The 17,051-nt window shown below is 62.8% G+C and carries 12 protein-coding genes and 2 pseudogenes; 1 reads left to right on the plus strand and 13 read right to left on the minus strand.

All coding sequences use genetic code 11. The features are described 5' to 3' along the window. Positions 1–65: 65 nt before the first annotated feature. On the minus strand, positions 66–374 hold the full coding sequence (locus PH558_RS25965; protein ID WP_179613315.1) for a DUF736 domain-containing protein: 309 nt from the start codon (positions 372–374) through the stop codon (positions 66–68). 445 nt (positions 375–819) lie between these two features. Here PH558_RS25965 and PH558_RS25970 point away from each other — a divergent pair, with 445 nt between their 5' ends. Beyond that, positions 820–996 carry a hypothetical protein gene (locus tag PH558_RS25970; RefSeq protein WP_179613316.1) on the plus strand — a complete coding sequence of 59 codons (177 nt, stop codon included), beginning with the start codon at positions 820–822 and terminating at the stop codon, positions 994–996. A gap of 7 nt (positions 997–1,003) precedes the next feature. Here PH558_RS25970 and PH558_RS25975 read toward each other — a convergent pair whose 3' ends face one another. The 12 genes and pseudogenes from PH558_RS25975 to PH558_RS26030 all read right to left on the minus strand — a co-directional run bounded on the left by PH558_RS25975 (position 1,004) and on the right by PH558_RS26030 (position 16,385). Next, entirely contained in the window at positions 1,004–1,930 is a 927-nt protein-coding gene (locus tag PH558_RS25975; RefSeq protein ID WP_179613317.1) for an ArdC family protein, read from the minus strand. A gap of 300 nt (positions 1,931–2,230) precedes the next feature. Then, positions 2,231–2,818 carry a hypothetical protein gene (locus PH558_RS25980; protein WP_179613318.1) on the minus strand — a complete coding sequence of 196 codons (588 nt, stop codon included), beginning with the start codon at positions 2,816–2,818 and terminating at the stop codon, positions 2,231–2,233. Between the two features lie 364 nt (positions 2,819–3,182). Then, the gene (locus tag PH558_RS25985; RefSeq protein ID WP_028753475.1) at positions 3,183–3,590 is read right to left on the minus strand and encodes a hypothetical protein; all 408 of its coding nucleotides are present in this window, start codon (positions 3,588–3,590) and stop codon (positions 3,183–3,185) included. Next, positions 3,587–3,934 carry a hypothetical protein gene (locus PH558_RS25990; RefSeq protein WP_245425019.1) on the minus strand — a complete coding sequence of 116 codons (348 nt, stop codon included), beginning with the start codon at positions 3,932–3,934 and terminating at the stop codon, positions 3,587–3,589. Before PH558_RS25990 ends, PH558_RS25985 begins: the two co-directional genes overlap by 4 nt. Beyond that, positions 3,934–4,817 (minus strand): annotated as a pseudogene (locus PH558_RS25995) (DUF7007 domain-containing protein). Before PH558_RS25995 ends, PH558_RS25990 begins: the two are co-directional and overlap by 1 nt. After that, a complete protein-coding gene (locus PH558_RS26000) occupies positions 4,814–5,290 on the minus strand; it encodes a hypothetical protein (RefSeq protein ID WP_015341932.1) in 477 nt (158 codons plus the stop codon). The pseudogene PH558_RS25995 and the gene PH558_RS26000 overlap by 4 nt, the downstream one beginning before the upstream one ends. Positions 5,291–5,382: 92 nt before the next feature. Next, the gene (locus PH558_RS26005; RefSeq protein ID WP_285207393.1) at positions 5,383–7,167 is read right to left on the minus strand and encodes a ParB/RepB/Spo0J family partition protein; all 1,785 of its coding nucleotides are present in this window, start codon (positions 7,165–7,167) and stop codon (positions 5,383–5,385) included. Between the two features lie 580 nt (positions 7,168–7,747). After that, positions 7,748–12,841, minus strand: coding sequence for a DEAD/DEAH box helicase family protein (locus tag PH558_RS26010; protein WP_179613253.1), 5,094 nt, complete (start codon positions 12,839–12,841; stop codon positions 7,748–7,750). A gap of 147 nt (positions 12,842–12,988) precedes the next feature. Further along, positions 12,989–13,556 (minus strand): annotated as a pseudogene (locus tag PH558_RS26015) (DUF1419 domain-containing protein). 63 nt (positions 13,557–13,619) lie between these two features. Continuing rightward, a complete protein-coding gene (locus PH558_RS26020; protein WP_285207395.1) occupies positions 13,620–14,651 on the minus strand; it encodes a DUF3991 and toprim domain-containing protein in 1,032 nt (343 codons plus the stop codon). Between the two features lie 211 nt (positions 14,652–14,862). Next, positions 14,863–15,027: a hypothetical protein gene (locus tag PH558_RS26025; protein WP_179613255.1), complete on the minus strand. Its 165-nt coding sequence runs from the start codon at positions 15,025–15,027 to the stop codon at positions 14,863–14,865. A 317-nt stretch (positions 15,028–15,344) separates the two neighbouring features. Then, complete coding sequence (locus tag PH558_RS26030) at positions 15,345–16,385, minus strand: IS110 family RNA-guided transposase (RefSeq protein WP_179613256.1); 1,041 nt, start codon at positions 16,383–16,385, stop codon at positions 15,345–15,347. Positions 16,386–17,051: the final 666 nt, after the last annotated feature.

Genomic DNA, 17,051 nt, shown 5'->3' on the forward strand with positions numbered 1-17,051 from the left:
CCTGCCGCAGGCTTGTCTCTGTCACCGGTTTTGACCCCGCCTTTCGGCGGGGCCTTGTCCGGGTCTCAGTCCCGGTTGGGGCGGGACCAGATCAGCTGGTAGCCGTCCTCGCCATCGACCTCGGTGAGCGTTGCGTAGATCGGGGCGGGGAAGCTCGGATCGTCGAGCTTGACCGAGAGGTAGTCGCGGTCCTGCTCCGAGCGCTTCTGCCAGGCCGCGCCCAGCTCGACATTGCCTGCGTAGATGCGGAAGTGCGGGCCCTTGTCGGAGGGGTTTTCGATGCGGGCGATGCGGGCCTTGACGTTGAGGGCGAGCGTGCGGATCGAGCCGTTGAAGCCGGTTTCGGAGGTGGTGAAGGTGCCGATGGTTGCCATTGTCGTATTCCTTTGCTGTTTCGGGCCGCGCCCATCGCGGCCTCGATGGCTGTCGCAAGGATCGGGGACGATCGGACCGCACCTGAAAGGCCGGAATGAAATGGAGGGCGGCCAGGAGAAGCTTTGTTGCTTCGCGAGGAATGAGCGCATCGCGCTCAGGGGAAGAAAGTTTCGCAAGGCCGTTGCGGGAAGACGATCGAGGTGAAGCCGGTCTTCGATCAGACATGCCTCATCGAGCCCGCGAAGGTCGTGGCCTGGTGCAGTAGTCGAAGGGATATGGCAATGGCTGCCAATCCACGAATGCCCGTCCGACCGTTACAACCATCGCTCCGCTGTCCTGTCCACATGCCAGACCCAAGCCTCGCTGAACCCCCGAGCGTAGGGCGTTGCATTGCCCATCCTCCGCGCTATCGTCGCGCCTTACGATTCGTCGCCGGGAGGATTTATGCGTCAGCAGACAAAACCGTTTATCGTCGAAATCAAGCCGTCCCGGAAGCTCAAGCCGATTGACCGGAAAACCTCGATCTGGGGCAAACTGGACCTTGCAACTGATCGTGACGCGCCCACCGCGGCTGACGACCGAGAGTTGCCGGTCGCTGGCGAGACCAACGACCGGCGCTGACAAGTCGTTACGCAGCAAGGCGCTCGTCGGCTGAGTCGGGCTGCAGCGAATGCAGGAACGTTACGGCCCGTTGCGCATGCGCTGCCGCCTGGAAGATCGCCCGTCTGTCGTCGGTCAGGACCTTGAGCCAGGAGTCAAGATAGGACGCGTGATCGGGTCGTGGGTCGAGTTCGGGAACAATGCCGAGGTCGGCGCAAAGGAAGCAACTGCCGAGCTCGGCAATCAATTCCTCGCGCGCACGCTCGCTCTTGTCCTTGGCGTAGCGGCTGAGGTCGCGACCGACACGGTGGTCCGGCGCGGTCCAATGGGTGACCTCGTGACTGAGGGTTGCATAGTAGCTTGCAGCGTCCTTGAAGCTCTCGAACAGCGGCATCTGAATGAGGTCGGCGGCCGGCGAGAAGAAGGCCTGGTTGCCGCCTTGGCGAATGGAAGCGCCGGTGTTGCGGAAGAACCAATCGGCATGCTCGATGCGCTGGACCGGATCTGGAACCGGTGCGGGCCGCTGATGATTGTAGTGGTCGGGAAGTCCGTCGATCTGCTCGATGTTGAACACGCTATACGCCTTCAGGAAGGGGATTTCCCGCTCGACTTCGCCGCCGTTCCCGTCGGTTTCGGACTTGGTGAACCGGCTGGCGAAGACGACGGTCGTGCCGGTCTCGCCTTTGCGCACCGCGGCGCCCAGTTCAAGGGACTGCTTGAACGTCATCCATGTGGATGACGTATAACCCCGTGCGATGCCCTCCGACCATAAAAGCAGTACGTTGACGCCAGAATAGGGTTGCCCGTTGTAACGCAGCGGCCGGGTAATGCGGCCTGCCGCGTTCGCCGCATTCCATGGTTTCATCCAGGGCCGCACGCCCTTCGCAAGATCTTCGATGATCTTGTCGGTGATGCGGGTATAAAGATCGCCCCTCTGATTTTCTGTCCTGCTCATATCAAAACCTCCGTTTTGAGGCCGCGCCCGTCGCGGCCCGTTGCGGAGGGTCGAAGGCAGGAGCAGGTCAGTCGGCGGATGCACCGGAACGGCCGCAACAAAGTGGAGGACGGCAAGGCCGTTGCGTCCGCCGGCGGCTCCTGCACACCCGACGAACGGAACGGGCTGCGCTGCGCGCGCCATCGGCTTCATTTCATGTTGCTCGTTTCCGCCTCCGCGACACGAAAAAAGCCGGTCCCGCCATGGAACCGGCCGTTCTTGTGTCGACTGAAAAGCCGGGCGGAGCCCCGCCCGAGCTATCTAATCGAAGGCTGAGATTTGCGCTTCGGCCGCCTTGCGGCTGAGCGACGTGCCCGGCTGCTCGACCGGCCGGTCGAAAGGCTTCCAGGTCTCGCCGATGACCTGGGCATAGGCAGCGACGGCACCTTCGGCTGCCATTCTGAGCGAATGGGCCTGTATGCCCATGTCGGCGGCAAACTCCCGCTTACGCTGGGCGGCGCTGTCATAGCCGACGGGGCCGTCGAGGTCCTCGTCACGGGCATCGTTCGCGGCCTTGGCCGTGGCATCGCGCGCTTCGGTGACGGCGCGGCTGTAGAACTGGCCGGCGCCATGGGCAGAACCGACATAGGCGCCGACGATCCGCTGCAGGTGGATCTGCATGGCCTTGTCGCCAAGGCCATCGCAGAGCGCATCGGCTGTCTCGATGATTAGGCGCTCATGCAGGTCGCGGATGCCGTCGCTGTCGATGACGGCGGTCCCGAAACTCTCGGCGATCTTCAGCGCCTGGCTGGCGTCGGGGCAGGTGAGCCGGACCATTTCGACGGTGGCGCCCTTGCGAAGTTGCACGACGCGTGGGGATTGGCGAGGAGAGGATGCGGGCTTGGCCATGGTCGTTTCCTTTCGAGGTCGTCCGAAGCGGCTGCGGCCCATGCCGGCTTGCCCTTCGGTGCGGTCAGCCCGAACCGGCGGAAAGACGGGCGCTTCAGGGTCCGGCCCCACCTGGACGAGCGGAGCCGGTTTGCGTGCGAAGAGGGCAAGCTGCCCTCGACGGAGCACGCGAGCCTGCTCCGAGAAGGACGGCGGGGTCCGGCCGCACCGCGGCGCGACAGCGGCCTTGAAGCGCACGGCCGCCGGTTCAGACCGCAGCAAAACCGAAGGGCAAGCCGGCGTGGAGAGGGAGACGACGTCCTCGAAACGAAACTGGAGGCTCCCCCGCAAACTCCGTCTTCCCCACGCGGGCGTGAATGCTCGCCTACCGCTCGGGCGGCTTGGGCAACCGGTAGGATTGCAGCCAGCTCGGACCGTGCGAGTTGCGAAGGCCCCGCAGCAGACCGCCGTCATCATGCGGCGGACCGCCCATCCACGCATTGCTGAGGATCGATTTCCAGCGGCGGCCATGCTTGGCGGCATAAGCCTGAAGCGCCGCTTGCTGATCCGCCGTCAGGGGCGGCATTACTTCATGGCGAAAACGGGCAACACGCGTCTTTGGCGAGGCCTCGGACACTGCTTCCCTGGCCGCGATCAGGCGCCTGAGTTCCGCAACCCCCGCGTTGACGCAGGCTTCGCCCTCGAGGTGATGGAACTGGCGCCAGAATGCGGTTCTCTCGGCTGGCGATGTGCCGATACCGGCTTTTCGCTCCAGTTCTCCGATCGTGCTCATGGCGACGCTCTCCGGGCGGTTGCGACGGGTGGATCGGATTCTACTCGCACCCGAAATGCCGTGATTGCCGCGTCCTGCCGGGCAAGTTTTCGGGTAAGCGCGTCGAGCTCGGGCTGGCGCTCGGCCGTCAGAGCTGCCAGGTTCGCGCGGTAGCGTTCGAGGAAGGCGCCCGGCTCCGGCGGCTTGCCCCGGCGAAAGCCAGCCTGACGTCGGCCAAGCTGCGGAATGAGCGCTGTCATGCGGCGCGTAATCTGCCGCTCGATGAGAGCGAGCTGGTGCTGTGTCTTTCGCCGCGCCGCTTCCATTCTGGCAAGCGAGCCGGCCTGTCGTTCGGAACTGGCCATTACGACGCCCTCCCACGCCAAACTGCGAAGCTGGAGGGTCCGTCATAGACGGCATGCCTCGCCTCATCGATGACAAAGCCGAAGCGACCGATTGCATACTCATCGCTCGGCACCAGGAAGCGACGCTCTTTCACGCGCTCGCCGCGCTTGCCGCCGATCGTGGCGATCACCTCGGTCATGCCGGCGTTATGGTCTGACCGTAGCGCCGAGATGACGATCCAGTCGCCAGCGTGCTGCCGCGCGAAGGCTCGGGCATCCTTCTCGTAGCACTCGCCGGGTGCAAGGGGGCGACCGGAGATCGCCTCCCAGACATCCGGCCAACTGTCGCGGATCGTCTTGTCCGAGCACTTGCGTTCGTAGGCCGTGAACAGGTCCGGAAAGGTCAGGGCGACGACCGCCCACGCGGCATCCTCCTCGTACCAGCCGCCGTCTGCCCTCAGCATCGGATGGACCCTGGCGTTGCGAGCAGAGGAGAGTTGGAAGCCGCCATGGCCAGCCGTTGTGTGGGAGACGATGCCGTCGGCGTAGACGGTGGGCTCTGCGACGCACCCCAAGGCGTGCTGCAGGTCATTCGCACGCTCTGTCGGGAAAGCAACCCCAACTCGCGGCTGTGTTCCGCCTGTTCGATCATACGGTCGCGAAACGCCGCTTCGTCGGCGACCGCGCCATGGTGGGAATAGAAATCATCGCGCTTCAGCGCGGCAAGCGGCCGCGACACGCGCCATGCACTGGCGAGCAAATATTGCCCGCCACCGGCAGGAACCATTGCGAAGACGAGATCGCCGATCCGCGCGACAGCCATGTCGTCGGCGGCTCTGGCGAATTCCACCCCTAAATCTTCAGGGGTGGAGGCCTCAATTTGGGGCGTGTGTGCCGGGTTCATGCCGCAGCCCTCCCTTCCATGTGATCGGCAGCAATCTCATCCTCAGTCACCTCGTCGAGAACGGCATGAGGATAGCCGTGCTGGGTGAGCCATTCCTCGGCCGCGTGCCGATCAACGGCGAGATGCACGAGCTCGGCATTGGCGCCGGCGCGATCGAAAACGCGAACCGATCCGAGCGGCGGCCGCTCGATCACTTTGAATGTCAGCGTGCTCTCGAGCGAGAAGGTGCGGTGGATGCGGATGGCGATCACGCCACTTGCGCCGAGATCGCCCTCGTGAAGCGTAAAATTGGGCGACAGGCTCGTGGCGCCGAGGCTGCGCTCGCCCTCCTTGCGGACCAGCCGGCCCTGACTGTTCCGGGTCTTCCAGGCGGCGAGCTTCTTGCTGAAACGCTCGGGCGGTCGGGGAGTGCCATCCGACCAGGCGACGATGGAACCAACAGGGGCGAGGTCATAGATCAGAGACGCGGACATTTGCGCATCCTCCTTTGAGTTTTGATGGTGGTGGAAACGAAACCGCCGCCGGGGCGGCCGGCGGCGGAGGATCATGCGGAGAAGAGGGTCTGCTATTCCGCCGCGATCGCGTAGGCGGTTTCCTCGTCGCTGGAGGGGTCATCATTTGTCGTCACCGCATCAGCGTCAGGATCCCCGTGATCCAGATCCTGTGCGTCTGAAGCGTCGGCGTCGTTGCGAGCGTCCGGCTGCGCATCGCCGCCGATATCGCCCATCGCCTCTTCGACCGGGGCATTCTCCTCGTCGAAGCAATCGCGATGTTTCAGGAGATCGGCGATGTCCTTCGGGTCAGGCGCAAACAGCGCCGCCGGATGGACGAAGGTTGCCTCAGTCGATGTGAAGTGGTCGACGAGGGCTGCGCGGGTTTCGCGGACCCGCGCCCGGGGCTGGAGGTTGGCCTCCTTTGCCGCAGTCTCCAGGGCCTGGCGCGACAGGCACAGAAGGAAGTCCTCTGTTCCCATATTCGGTAGGAAGCCTTCGGCGCCGATCGCCTCGCCGGCGATCCTCGAGACGACGCCGCTGTTCGACATACCACGGCGGCAAGAAAGCACGTCGATGAGGACCGAACGGGCGGCGACACGCACGCTGTCCATATCGACCGACAGCCTGCCATCGGCGGAATAGATGCGCGCGGCATGACGTTGGAACCGCCTCAGTCCGAACATGGTGTCGTTGGCGCCGGAATCGACCCGGACATTGGTGCCGGCAAAGGCCATGACCAGGAGAGCCATCAACATGTCGTCCTCGATCGGCGCGCGGGCCAGCGCCTCATGCAGCGCATCGGTCCGGAAATCACCGATCATGTCAAAGCCCTTCTGCGTGACGTCGGGCCTTGTCTTTCCGGCGACCGCCGCCTCGTCGCTGGCCTCCTCCGTCCCATCGGCCGCGGTGCCGGTCTGGCCGGCGGACTTCCTGACCTCCGGCATCCGGTAGTGAACGCTCTGCACCTTGCCCTCGCGATCGAGGTACATTGCGGTGCAATCGCCTTTGCCTGGCTTGCCGTAGACGCGTTCAGCCTTCTTCGGCAGGTCCGGCTGGCCCCAATTGTTGACCTCGACGATCGCACCCTTCTTCGGCAGGTTGCTTGCCATCCACTCCTGCTGGGCGCCGAGGAACGCCTCGACATTTGTGGTGTAGCGATTGTCCTGATCGGCCGGGCCGAACAGGTCCTCGGACCACTCGATACCGTAGGCCAGGCGAAGATCATCGCCGAAGCTTGCATCGCGAGCGTACATGCGGGTTTTCGACAGCCCGTTGGCGATCTGCCACCAGGCTGCCGTATCGCCCTTCTTCGGCTTGTGGGCTTTCCAGACCTCTTTCTGCTCCTCGGACGAGGCAGCGGCGATCGTCCTCAGCTGCTGCTCGTTCGGCATGTCTCCCTTCGCCATCTGGTCGAGCATCGAAGGCAGAACGTTGGCGAGCAGACGGAGCTTGCGGATCTGGCGGACGGGGAGGGCAAGCGCTACGGCGATCGCCTCCTCGCTCCAACCAAGCGCGACCAGCCGCTCGATGCCGCGCCATTGGTCGACGGGGTTCAACGGCTCACGCGCGATGTTCTCGATCATCGAGCGCATGGCGCCATTGTCGTTGGCCGCCTCGACGACGATCACGTCGATTTCCTCGAGACCGGCGGCGACCGCCATGCGTGTGCGCCGGTGACCCGCTTCAATGACGTAGCCGTTGCCACCGGCTTCCGGGAAAATGACGGGCGGCTGGATAACGCCTACAGCCTTGATGGTCGCCAGAAGCAAGGCGTCGGCCTGCGGCGTCGACTTCGACTGACGCGTGTTGTCGGGGTTGTCCTTCAGCGCACGCGGATCGACCTTCATGAGTTGCATGGGATGCTCCTTCTCGGGGATTTGGACACGGCCCTTCTGCCTGTCCTTCTCGCGTCTTCATTTTTCCGAAGACATCTCCCGGACCGCGGAGCGGGCGGCCGGGTGCAACTGCGGCCGAGCATTGCTGCCGCGAAGGACGAGCGGGGCTGACAGCCCTGCGAAGGCGAGTGGCCGGGATGCGGAGGCGGCGGTTGAGCGGAAGCGGCGACCGGCGAACTGCTCTGCGACGGTTCCTCTTCCTTCCTTCCTTCCTTCCTTCCTTCCTTCCTTCCTTCCTTCCTTTCTCCCTTGCTTCCTTCTCGTGTCGGCGGCAGAAGCGGCGGCTTGCACGCGACTGGACGTCGATTTTGATAAGATGGAAAATAAAAAAATGGGCCAGCGGAAACCGCGGCCCTTGAAGTGTGAAGGTCAATAAACCTCCAGAGGGGAACAGCTGCTGCGGCGGCACTGGGAGGAGAGGCCGCCATGTGCATCAGCTGCGTGCAGTATGAACATTATTTGAGCAGACGGAAGTCATTTATTGTGCAATGCAGTTATGCACATGCTGCACCGCATCCAAAAGACCGCAATCGGCCGATGGTCAAGCTGCCTCTGGCCTGACGGCCGCTTCCTCGCGCGCCGTAGTCGCCAATTCCTCCTCAACGTCTCGAAGCTGCCGGCGCTTGTCGGTAAGCTCATCTGCAAATGCGAATACGCCGCCTTCGCGCGAGCGATAGGCGCCAAGACGCCGCTCGGCTTCATGCAGTCGATGCCGATACCGCGCCTGTTCATCATCAAAGCCTGCAAGCGCGTGCTCCAGCCGCGAGATCGCGCCGATCGGCGTCACGGTGACGGCAAGATCGACCTCCTGGGTGGCGCCGGTACGCTGGAGGAGGGTGGCGTAGTGATAGCCGTCACCCTTACCGAACCGCTCGCCGGAATAGATCACATCGAAGCCGCCGATCGAAGCAATGGCGACATCACCCTCCTGTTGAAGCTGGACGAGGGTCAGGATTTCCTTCATCAGCGCCCGGCCGGCAAGCTTACGCTCCTCATAGGTCTCGCCCTTGACCACCATCACGAAGGCATCGCCAGCAGTCGGAATGAGCTGTTCGATGTCCCTGGCAATCTCGCCGATACGCCGGATCGAAACCTCGATGTCGCGCTCGGCATCACGGATCTGCCGGCGCACGGCATACTGATCGTCATCATGAGCGGCGCGCAACCGTTCGAGCCGGGCAATGTCGGCCTCGAGCCCCGCCTTCTGCATTAGCCGTTCGTCACCGCTCGCGATCGCCTTGGCCATGGCGAACTGGTTGGCGGCTCCTTCGCCGAGGTCTTCCAAGCGGCGAATCGAAGTATCGCCTGAAAGTGCCGCGGCAATGAAGCGGGCCTTGCGCTCGTTGTTCTGCCACATAGCAGCGTCGAGCGAGCCCTGGGTGGCATAGGCGAAGATATCGACCTCGTCATGCTGATTGCCCTGGCGGACGATCCGGCCCTCGCGCTGTTCGATCTGCGAGGGCAGCCAGGGAACGTCCAGATGATGCAGCGCCTTGAGGCGAAGCTGGGCGTTGACGCCGGTCCCCATGGTTTCGGAAGAGCCGATGAGGAAGCGGACCTTGCCAGCGCGCACGTCGGCGAACAGACGCTGTTTCGCCTCGCTCTTCTTGTAATCCTGCATGAAGGCGATTTCGGAGGGCGGAACGCCCATCCGGACGAGTTCGTCGCGGATCCATCGATAGGCGGAAAAGCCTCTCGTCTTCTCGACATTGATGGTGCCGAGATCGGAAAAGATCATCTGCGCCGCCCCGGGCAGATCGAACTGCTTGCCGTCCGGCCGCAAATAGGTCCGTTGTGACGTCTCCTGCCAAATACGGAAGGCGTTCTGGACCAGCAGGTTGAGCTTGTTTTCCGGCTCGTTCTCGCTGTCGGGATCGACCAGGCGGAGGTCAATGGCGGCATGGCGCCCATCGGTGATGACGGAGAGCAGAATGTCATCGCCGGGCTGCGCCGGCCCTTCGCGCATCTCGATCGCCTTGATACGGGCGTCGAGGATGGTCTGGTAGTTCTTGAAAGCCTGCGTCGGCTTGGCGGTGAGAATTTGCCGCCGGCCGGTGGAGATAATAGGCACCTTGACGTAATCGCGCAGATCCTCGGGCATCACCACGTCAGCGAAAGACCGGAACATGGCGATCAGTTCCGGCACGTTGACGAAGGAGGCAAAGCGGCTGACGGGCTTGTATTTGCCGGACGGCTGGATTTCCAATTCCGTCGTGGTGTCACCGAAGGTCGAGGCCCAGGCGTCGAATTCGTGCAGGCCGCGTTCGGCCAGTGCGGCGTGACCGAGCAGCCGTTGCACCGAGAACATTTCGCCAAGCGTATTGGTGATCGGCGTGCCGGAGGCGAGAACCAAGGCCCGGCCGGGGTTCTTCGTCTCGATGAAACGGGACTTGACGTAGAGGTCCCAGGCACGCTGCGAGCCGTTCGGATCGATGCCTTTCAACGTCGACATGTTGGTGGCGAAGGAAAGCTTGCGGAATTCCTGCGCCTCATCGACGATGATCTGGTCCACGCCGATTTCAGAGATCGTCAGCAGATCGTCCTTGCGGGTCGACAACGCCTCCAGCCGTTCCTTCAGACCTTCCTTGAGCCGCTCCAGCCGCTTGCGCGAAACCCGATCCTCGCTGTCGACCTTGGTCAGCAGATCCTCATAGAGCTCCAGCTCGTCCTGAATCATCTGTTGCTCGAAGGCCGATGGCACGGCGATGAACCGAAATGCCGAGTGCGTGATGATGATAGCATCCCAGGTCGCGGTTGCGGCGCGGGAGAGGAAGCGAACGCGCTTGTCCTTGGTGAAGTTGGTCTCATCAGCGACGAGAATGCGGGCGTTGGGATAGAGCGCCAGGAATTCGCGCGCCGCCTGCGCCAGGCAATGGCCGGGCACCACCAGCATCGCCTTGGCGATCAGTCCGAGGCGGCGCTGTTCCATGATAGCAGCCGCCATGGTCATCGTCTTACCGGCGCCGACGGCGTGCGCGAGATAGGTCGTTCCCGACGAGATGATGCGCCAGATGCCACGCTTCTGGTGCCCATAAAGAATAAAGGCGCCAGAGGCGCCGGGGAGTTGGAGGTGGGAGCCGTCGAAGCGCCTGGGCGCGATGTTGTTGAAGCGGTCGTTATAGACCCGCGCCAGCCGGTCGGTACGATCGGGATCGGTCCAGACCCAGTTCTGGAAGGCTTGCTTGATTTTCTGCAGCTTGTCGCGGGCGGCTTCGGTATCGACGACGTTCAGCACCCGGCGCTCACCATCCGCATCCTTGAAGATGTCGAAGATCTGCGGCACCCGGCTGTTCAGCGCATCGGCAAGCAGCTCGCCGGCGTGGCGGCGATCGGTGCCCCATTCCGATGTGCCGGCCGCTGTCCATCCGAGCTGCCGCGCCTCAACCGTCCAAGAGCCGAGCTCCGGCATGTGGTGGATCCTGATCTCGGCGCCCATAGTCTGCTGCACGAAGTCGACGATATCGGCCGCCGGAATCCAGGGAGCACCCAGTCGAGCGGTGATGTCCGAGGGGCGTAGATCGGCGGGCTGTACTGCCTCAAGCCCCCGGACATTGCGCTCATAGGCGGGGTCCAACTCGGCCGCGGCTTTTGCGACGGCGAGTTTCGTGCGCACGGCGCCGGAGAGATAGGCGTCCGCGGTCTGCCAGGAGCCGTCGGCGGGGTCGCGAAAGATCGTATCGCCGAGCTCGTCGCGAACGGCGTCGATGTCGCGATGCAGGAGTTCGGCGATGTGGTCGAGGTCGACACGACCGCGCTCGTTGAGGACGACGGCCAAGGCATCGGCGGCCGAGGTGATGACCGGTGGGGCAGGGGGCGCAATGACGCGTTCGGAAAAAATCGCTCCAGGCCTCGCCGTGTCGGTTTCGAGATCGTAGTCCTCGATGGAGGCAACCAGCCAGCAGTCAGGATCGTCGCGGAACGGCTGCAGGTTGGGCTGGCGATGGGTTTCACGAGCCTCGCCCGTCGTCTCATCCTCGACGATCGTAACCGTGGTGTGGTTGATCGGGCCGAAATCACGCACGAAGCTCGACCAGGCGATGCGCAGCCGCACCTGCAGATCGCGCCACGGACGGTCCAGTTCCTGGGCTTTCAGAACCTCGCGCACGGCATCGCGGATCGGGATCAGTTTGCGAATGATCCGGACGTGCTTTTCCGAGATTCCCTCGCCGCTGCGGGCCTTGCGCACGTGAACCGGAACCGGCTCGCCGTCGACGACCTGCATGAGGCCATGTCTGATGTCGACAAAATAGCTGCCTTCGCGCACCTTGGCATTGTCCGGACGCAGATCGACGATCTCGGCAAGCTCATCCTCCAGATCGATGTCGATGGCGGTCGGCTCGCCGTTATAAAGGCCTTCGGGAAGAAGCGCGACGGCTGCCGTCAGCGCCGCGTCGAGCTCCTCAACGGCGCGTGGCCGGCACGTATAGGTCTCCCCGAACGGGCCGGAAGTCAGGGCATGATCGCCGAGCACGAACTCCTGATGTTGGGCGAACCATCGGTTCACGCGGATCACCCCCTCGTCCTCGACAGCCGGCCGGACGTCCTCCAGGTCGAGCCACGAAACGTCGCCTTCCGGCTCGCCTGCTTTGCGCTTGCGGAAGAAAAGAATGTCGACCACGACGTCGGTACCGGCGTCGCGCCGAAAACTGCCTTCGGGCAATCGGATCGCGGCGATCAGGTCTGCGGACTTGGCAATGTGTTCGCGGGCAGTACGATCGGCCTTGTCCATGGTGCCGGCGCTGGTGACGAAAGCGGCCAGGGCGCCCGGTTTCAGGAGATCGATCGATCGGGCGATGAAGTAATCGTGCAGCCGAAGGCCTAGCGAACGATATTGCCGGTCGGAACGAACCGTGCGATCGGAGAAGGGCGGGTTGCCGATGGCAAGATCGTAGATCGCATTAAGGTCCGTGCGCGCGAAATCGCCGTTGATGATACGCGCCTTCGGCTGCAGCAGTTTCGCGATGCGGGCCGTGACGGGATCGAGCTCGATGCCGGTGACGTAGCTCAGTTCGCGATACTGTTTCGGCATCAGCGCCGGAAACAGGCCTGTTCCGATCCCGGGCTCCAACACTCGGCCGCCGCGCCAGCCGAGACGATGAATGCCCATCCAGATTGCCCGAATGACGAATTCAGGGGTGAAGTGTGCATATTGGGTGCAACGGGCGAGCGACGCGTATTCGCCCTCGCTGACCACTGTTTCCAGCGAGTTGCCGAGATCATCCCAACCTGTGCGGAAGTCGGTTTCCCCAGGCCGCCGGAACATGCCGTTTGCCAGCTCGCCGGCGCCGAAACCGGTGAAGCGGATCAGCCTCGCCTGGGCGGCCGGAGTCGCCGGCAGATTTTGCCTCTCGATTTCGTTTGCGGTGAGGATGGCCGCGACATTGATGCGTGCTCGCTCCTTCCAGGTCGCGGCGAGATCGCGGTCGCCATCGTCGAGATAGAAGTTGGCGCGCTGCCCCTGCTTTCGCTGGACCGGCCGGTTGGTCGCCGGCAGAGCCCGCGCAGGAGAGGGTGGGGTCGGGTCGGGCTCGTCGTCGTTGGCGGCAAAACCGCCGAACGCCGTGACGCCAAGACCAAGTCCTGATGACAAAGCGCTGCTACCAAACATATCAAGGGTGAATGGATCGGTGCTCATCGAAAGCTCCTTGTGAGCGAGCGTCATCGATCCGCCGCAAGCGACAGTCGAGGAACGCCGAAGGGGTGGAAGGGGCCGCCTGCATGGGCTGCGCGGCTATCGTGGGCCGGGCGCGATTGCTTCGCGCACGGATGCAATCAGAAACTCTCAAGCCGCGATCGGCGAGGGGAGGTGGCGCAGTTGTACCGGCAGCTTGGCGGCGATCTCGTCGTCGCTGAGGCCTTCCAGCAGCTTCAGAACAGTGCCGTCTTTACCGCCGTAGATCATCACAGTGCGCTTGCCGCGCGAGGCCTCCGGCCAGCGCTCGCCCGCATAGCCGCTCGTCCGCCGTGCTGCTCCAGATGTGCTCAAGGCGTTCCGCGCGCGTTAAAACCCGGACCGGGCGGCTCTCGCGCTCGATAATCGCAAGGCGCATGGTCTCGACGGACGCTTTGTCGGAAAGGTCGCAATAGCCGTGAAAATAGCGGATCGCCTCATCGATCCGGAGTGCGAAGAACACTGATGTCACCGAACCGGTCAGGAACTCGCGCATCGCAAACATCGAACCGCAGATCCAGAGCGGCGGCAGGATTTCGAACCGTTCGCCGTTATAGAGCGGTGTTGCGTCGTCTCCCCAACGGTTGGGCCGCTGGAGATGACGGTCGAACATGCGGAACATCTGCGGTCGGCTTGCGACGCCCGGGAAGACTTTTCGGATTGCGGGGTAGGGGTTCATCTGCACTCCTTCGGAGGTTTCGGGCCGAAGCGCGGCACTGTCCTATCGACCTTGCCTTCCTCTTCAGTCCTTCATGACCCCTTGGCTGCCGCCGCCATCGCGGCCGTCAGGGTCAAGGGCCGGCTCCGCCGGGCGAAGCCTCCCTTGACGCGGACGGCGCGCATGCGGCACGCCTCCTTCTTCCATCCTTTCCCTCTTTTCCTTTTCCCTGATCTTCAGGGTTTCGTTCCAATCCTCCTCGGACGGCCGAAGTCGAAGCCAGTCGCAGCCTGCATCGTCGGCAAGCGTCCGCAGCCGTTCGGCAAACATCTCGCCCTGCGAATTGGCGTCCGTCGCCGCTACCATCTGGACGGCGGGCTTCGCCGCTAACTTCCGCAACGCTGCCTCCGTGGTCGGCGACCATCCGCCGCCAGTGCTGAGATAAAGCGTCCCCTCCCGCAAATCTTCGATCGCCGCGAGGCTCATGGCATCGATCGCCGCTTCCGTGACGGCCAGGCGCGAAGCGCTGTCCGAACCGAGACGGAAGAGAACCTTGGTTCCTCCGGATGCAAAACCCCGGTATTGCGGACCCCGCGCTTCCCAGCCGGTCAAGACCCCGGCCTGGTCCCGGTGCGCCGCCCACATGCTGCCTTGCGGGCCTTCGCGCAGAAGGTCGCCTTTGACGGTCGCTCGCAGCACGGTCGCTGGCAGATAGCGCTCGCCGTTGAGGTACCGCCACGACGAGGAACCAGGCCAGGGTCGCCTGCGGGACTGCCAACGATCGGGAAGAGAGAGGTCGGATCTCTGACCATCTTTCGCGGGCTGCCACTCCGGCCCCGTGATCTGAAACCCGACCAGAGCCGCGACCCGTTCTGCACCTTCGGGAAAACCGACCCGATCGAGATGCTCGACGAGCCGGAACACATCGCCTTTCGCGTCGGACAGGGGATCGAACCACCCACGCCCTTCATAGGTGACGATAATGATCTCGCCGCCGCGGCGGAACTTGACTGCCCGTCGCGTGCTTTCCTTCGCGTCTATTGCAAAACCGGCATGCTCAAGCACTGCCGCACAACTGACCTGATCGCGCAGCGCTTCAATCTCTCTTCTCCTCATTTTTCATTCCGATCGCCCAGCGATCGGCCTCCATAATCCTTCCTTGCCCGTCGGTTCACCGACGCCTTTCGGCAGGCCCCGAAGAGCAAAGACCGCAAGGGCGCGGCTGGCAATTGTCGGATCATGCAAGCTGACGTCGGACGCGGCGAAGCCCCCCTTGCGGCCTGCCGCTCGCAAGGGGCACCCACGCGGCGCCGGCTCAATGAGCCGGCTATGGCGTATACTCGTGCACGATCGCCAGATCGTCGTCGGCGTCGATCTCGTCAGAAGGAAGGACGCCGTATTCTCCGTCGACCTCGAAGAGGGTGACCGGGACCATCAGGTCACGGGAAAGCTGGAGGGCGTGGGACTGTGCGAGAGAGAGATCGTGCGACATTTGAGAGGCTCCTACGGGAGCGGGCCAATTCCCGCTTATGTGGACGGCCCCTACTTGCAAGAGCTTTTTGCTGATTTGATCGGATCGCTTGCGTGCATATGTCCGGCCTATCGTTGCGCCCGCACATGGACGCTGGCCAAGATGGTTTCCGCGGCGCGAGTTCCAAACACGATGGCGACCTTAAGCTGCCAAGGGGAATTTCGGAGTGTCACGCGTCTCGGATCGATCGATCATACCATCTGCTCGTTCCTGCAAGTTCGCTTGGTCAGTATCCTGGCGGCGTCTCTTTCCGCTCGTTTGAGTAACCGACCGATCTCCTAGCTAGCGCTCATCGCTTCCTCCGAGACCTGTGCTCTATACGACTCACCGGTCACCATCATTTTCCAGGCGATCCGAGCTATTTTGTTGGCCAAGGCCACAGCAACAAGCTTTGGTGGTTTGCGCTTCAGCAATTCAGTCAGCCAGCGTGATGCATTACTTCCTCGACCGATGCGTAATTGCTGAAGAACCGCGGTGGCGCCCTGAACTAAAGTGCTCCGCAAGATCTCGTCGCCGGCTCGGGTGATGATACCAAGCCTGACCCGGCCGCCTGTGGAATGATCTTTGGGCGTTAATCCCATCCAGGCTGCAAACTGTCGGCCGGATGCGAACTGCTGAGGTGCCGGCGCCTTCATTACCAGCAAGACTGCACCGATCGGTCCGACTCCGGGGATTTTGGCAAGACGGCAACTGGCCTCATTGCCCTTGTGCCAGGCTTTAAGCTTCGCCTCGATGTCTCTCTTCCGCTCATCCAAACCTGCGAATTCGTGAGCGAGGGATGCAAACAGATCTTTCGCCAACGCGGGTACAGTCTTATCCATCATGATGCGCTCGAGGAGGACGGGAACATGACTCACTCCCTTGGCGGCGGTTAACCCAAATTCTGCAGCGTAACCTCGGATGGTGTTCACCAGCTGTGTTTGGGCGACGACCAGTCGCTCACGCATTCCGACAAGCATCAAAGCCGCCTGTTGCTCGGTGGTTTTCGCTGGAACGAAACGCATGGTGGGCCGGCTGACCGCCTCGCACAGCGCCTCCGCATCAGCAGCGTCATTCTTTCCGCGCTTGACGTAAGGCTTCACGAGCTGAGGAGCGATCAGTTTAACTTCATGGCCATAGGCGCTGAGCGACCGCGCCCAATGATGGGAAGCACCGCAGGCCTCAATGGCGATCACTGTCGGAGGACACCGCTCGAAGAAATCCAGCATTTCCCTGCGCCGCATCTTCTTACGCAGCACTGGCTGTTCAGCGAAATTTACCCCATGCAGTTGAAAGACATGCTTCGATGTATCCATGCCGATGCGAGCAATCTGATCCACTTTTGGCTCCATGTTTTAAGTTACGACACACTCTCTGGCATCTAGGATGCCGCCGAGGGCCGTCCACACCAACACGATGGCTCCTCAAAAGGCACGGGGTCCGGGCGCGATCACCGCGAGGCGAAGCCGACGCGGCCGCAGCTTGCTAGCGGACCCTTTATGGGTTGATCGTGGAAGATCCGGAACCGGGCCAGGACGCCATCGCTAAAGAGCGGGATTGACCTGCTTCCGTTTTGGGCCACCGTTTAGCGCACGATTTTCGAGCTTGGTGCCAGGTCGTCGCTGCCCGCAGGCGGATTACTCGTGTCTTCGATTTAGCGGGTCATTGGCTGAGCGAAGGACGTCGCCGCGTGACCGAATGTCGCGTCAGCTTCAGTCGTGGCACGGCCTAAGTTGCGATGAGTCGTGCCTTTCGCGGTTTGCGGAACCCGACCCTGCAAGCGAGCGCGATGGTGCCCGGACACTGAATGCATAGTTCGCCGCCGACCCAAGCTGTCCGCTAAATTTGATTCCCGGATGGCCGCGAAAGCGGGTGTCCACCCTCGGGCGGCACACGGAGGACTGTTGCCGGATTTCTATCGCGGCGCGTTTCACATCAATAACCGAGCGGCACTCTGGATTGGCTTCCCCTTAAGCTCGGCATCACTTCGGTTCTCACTATGATCA

Source organism: Rhizobium pantanalense (assembly GCF_030182525.1).
Classification (GTDB): Bacteria; Pseudomonadota; Alphaproteobacteria; order Rhizobiales; family Rhizobiaceae; genus Rhizobium.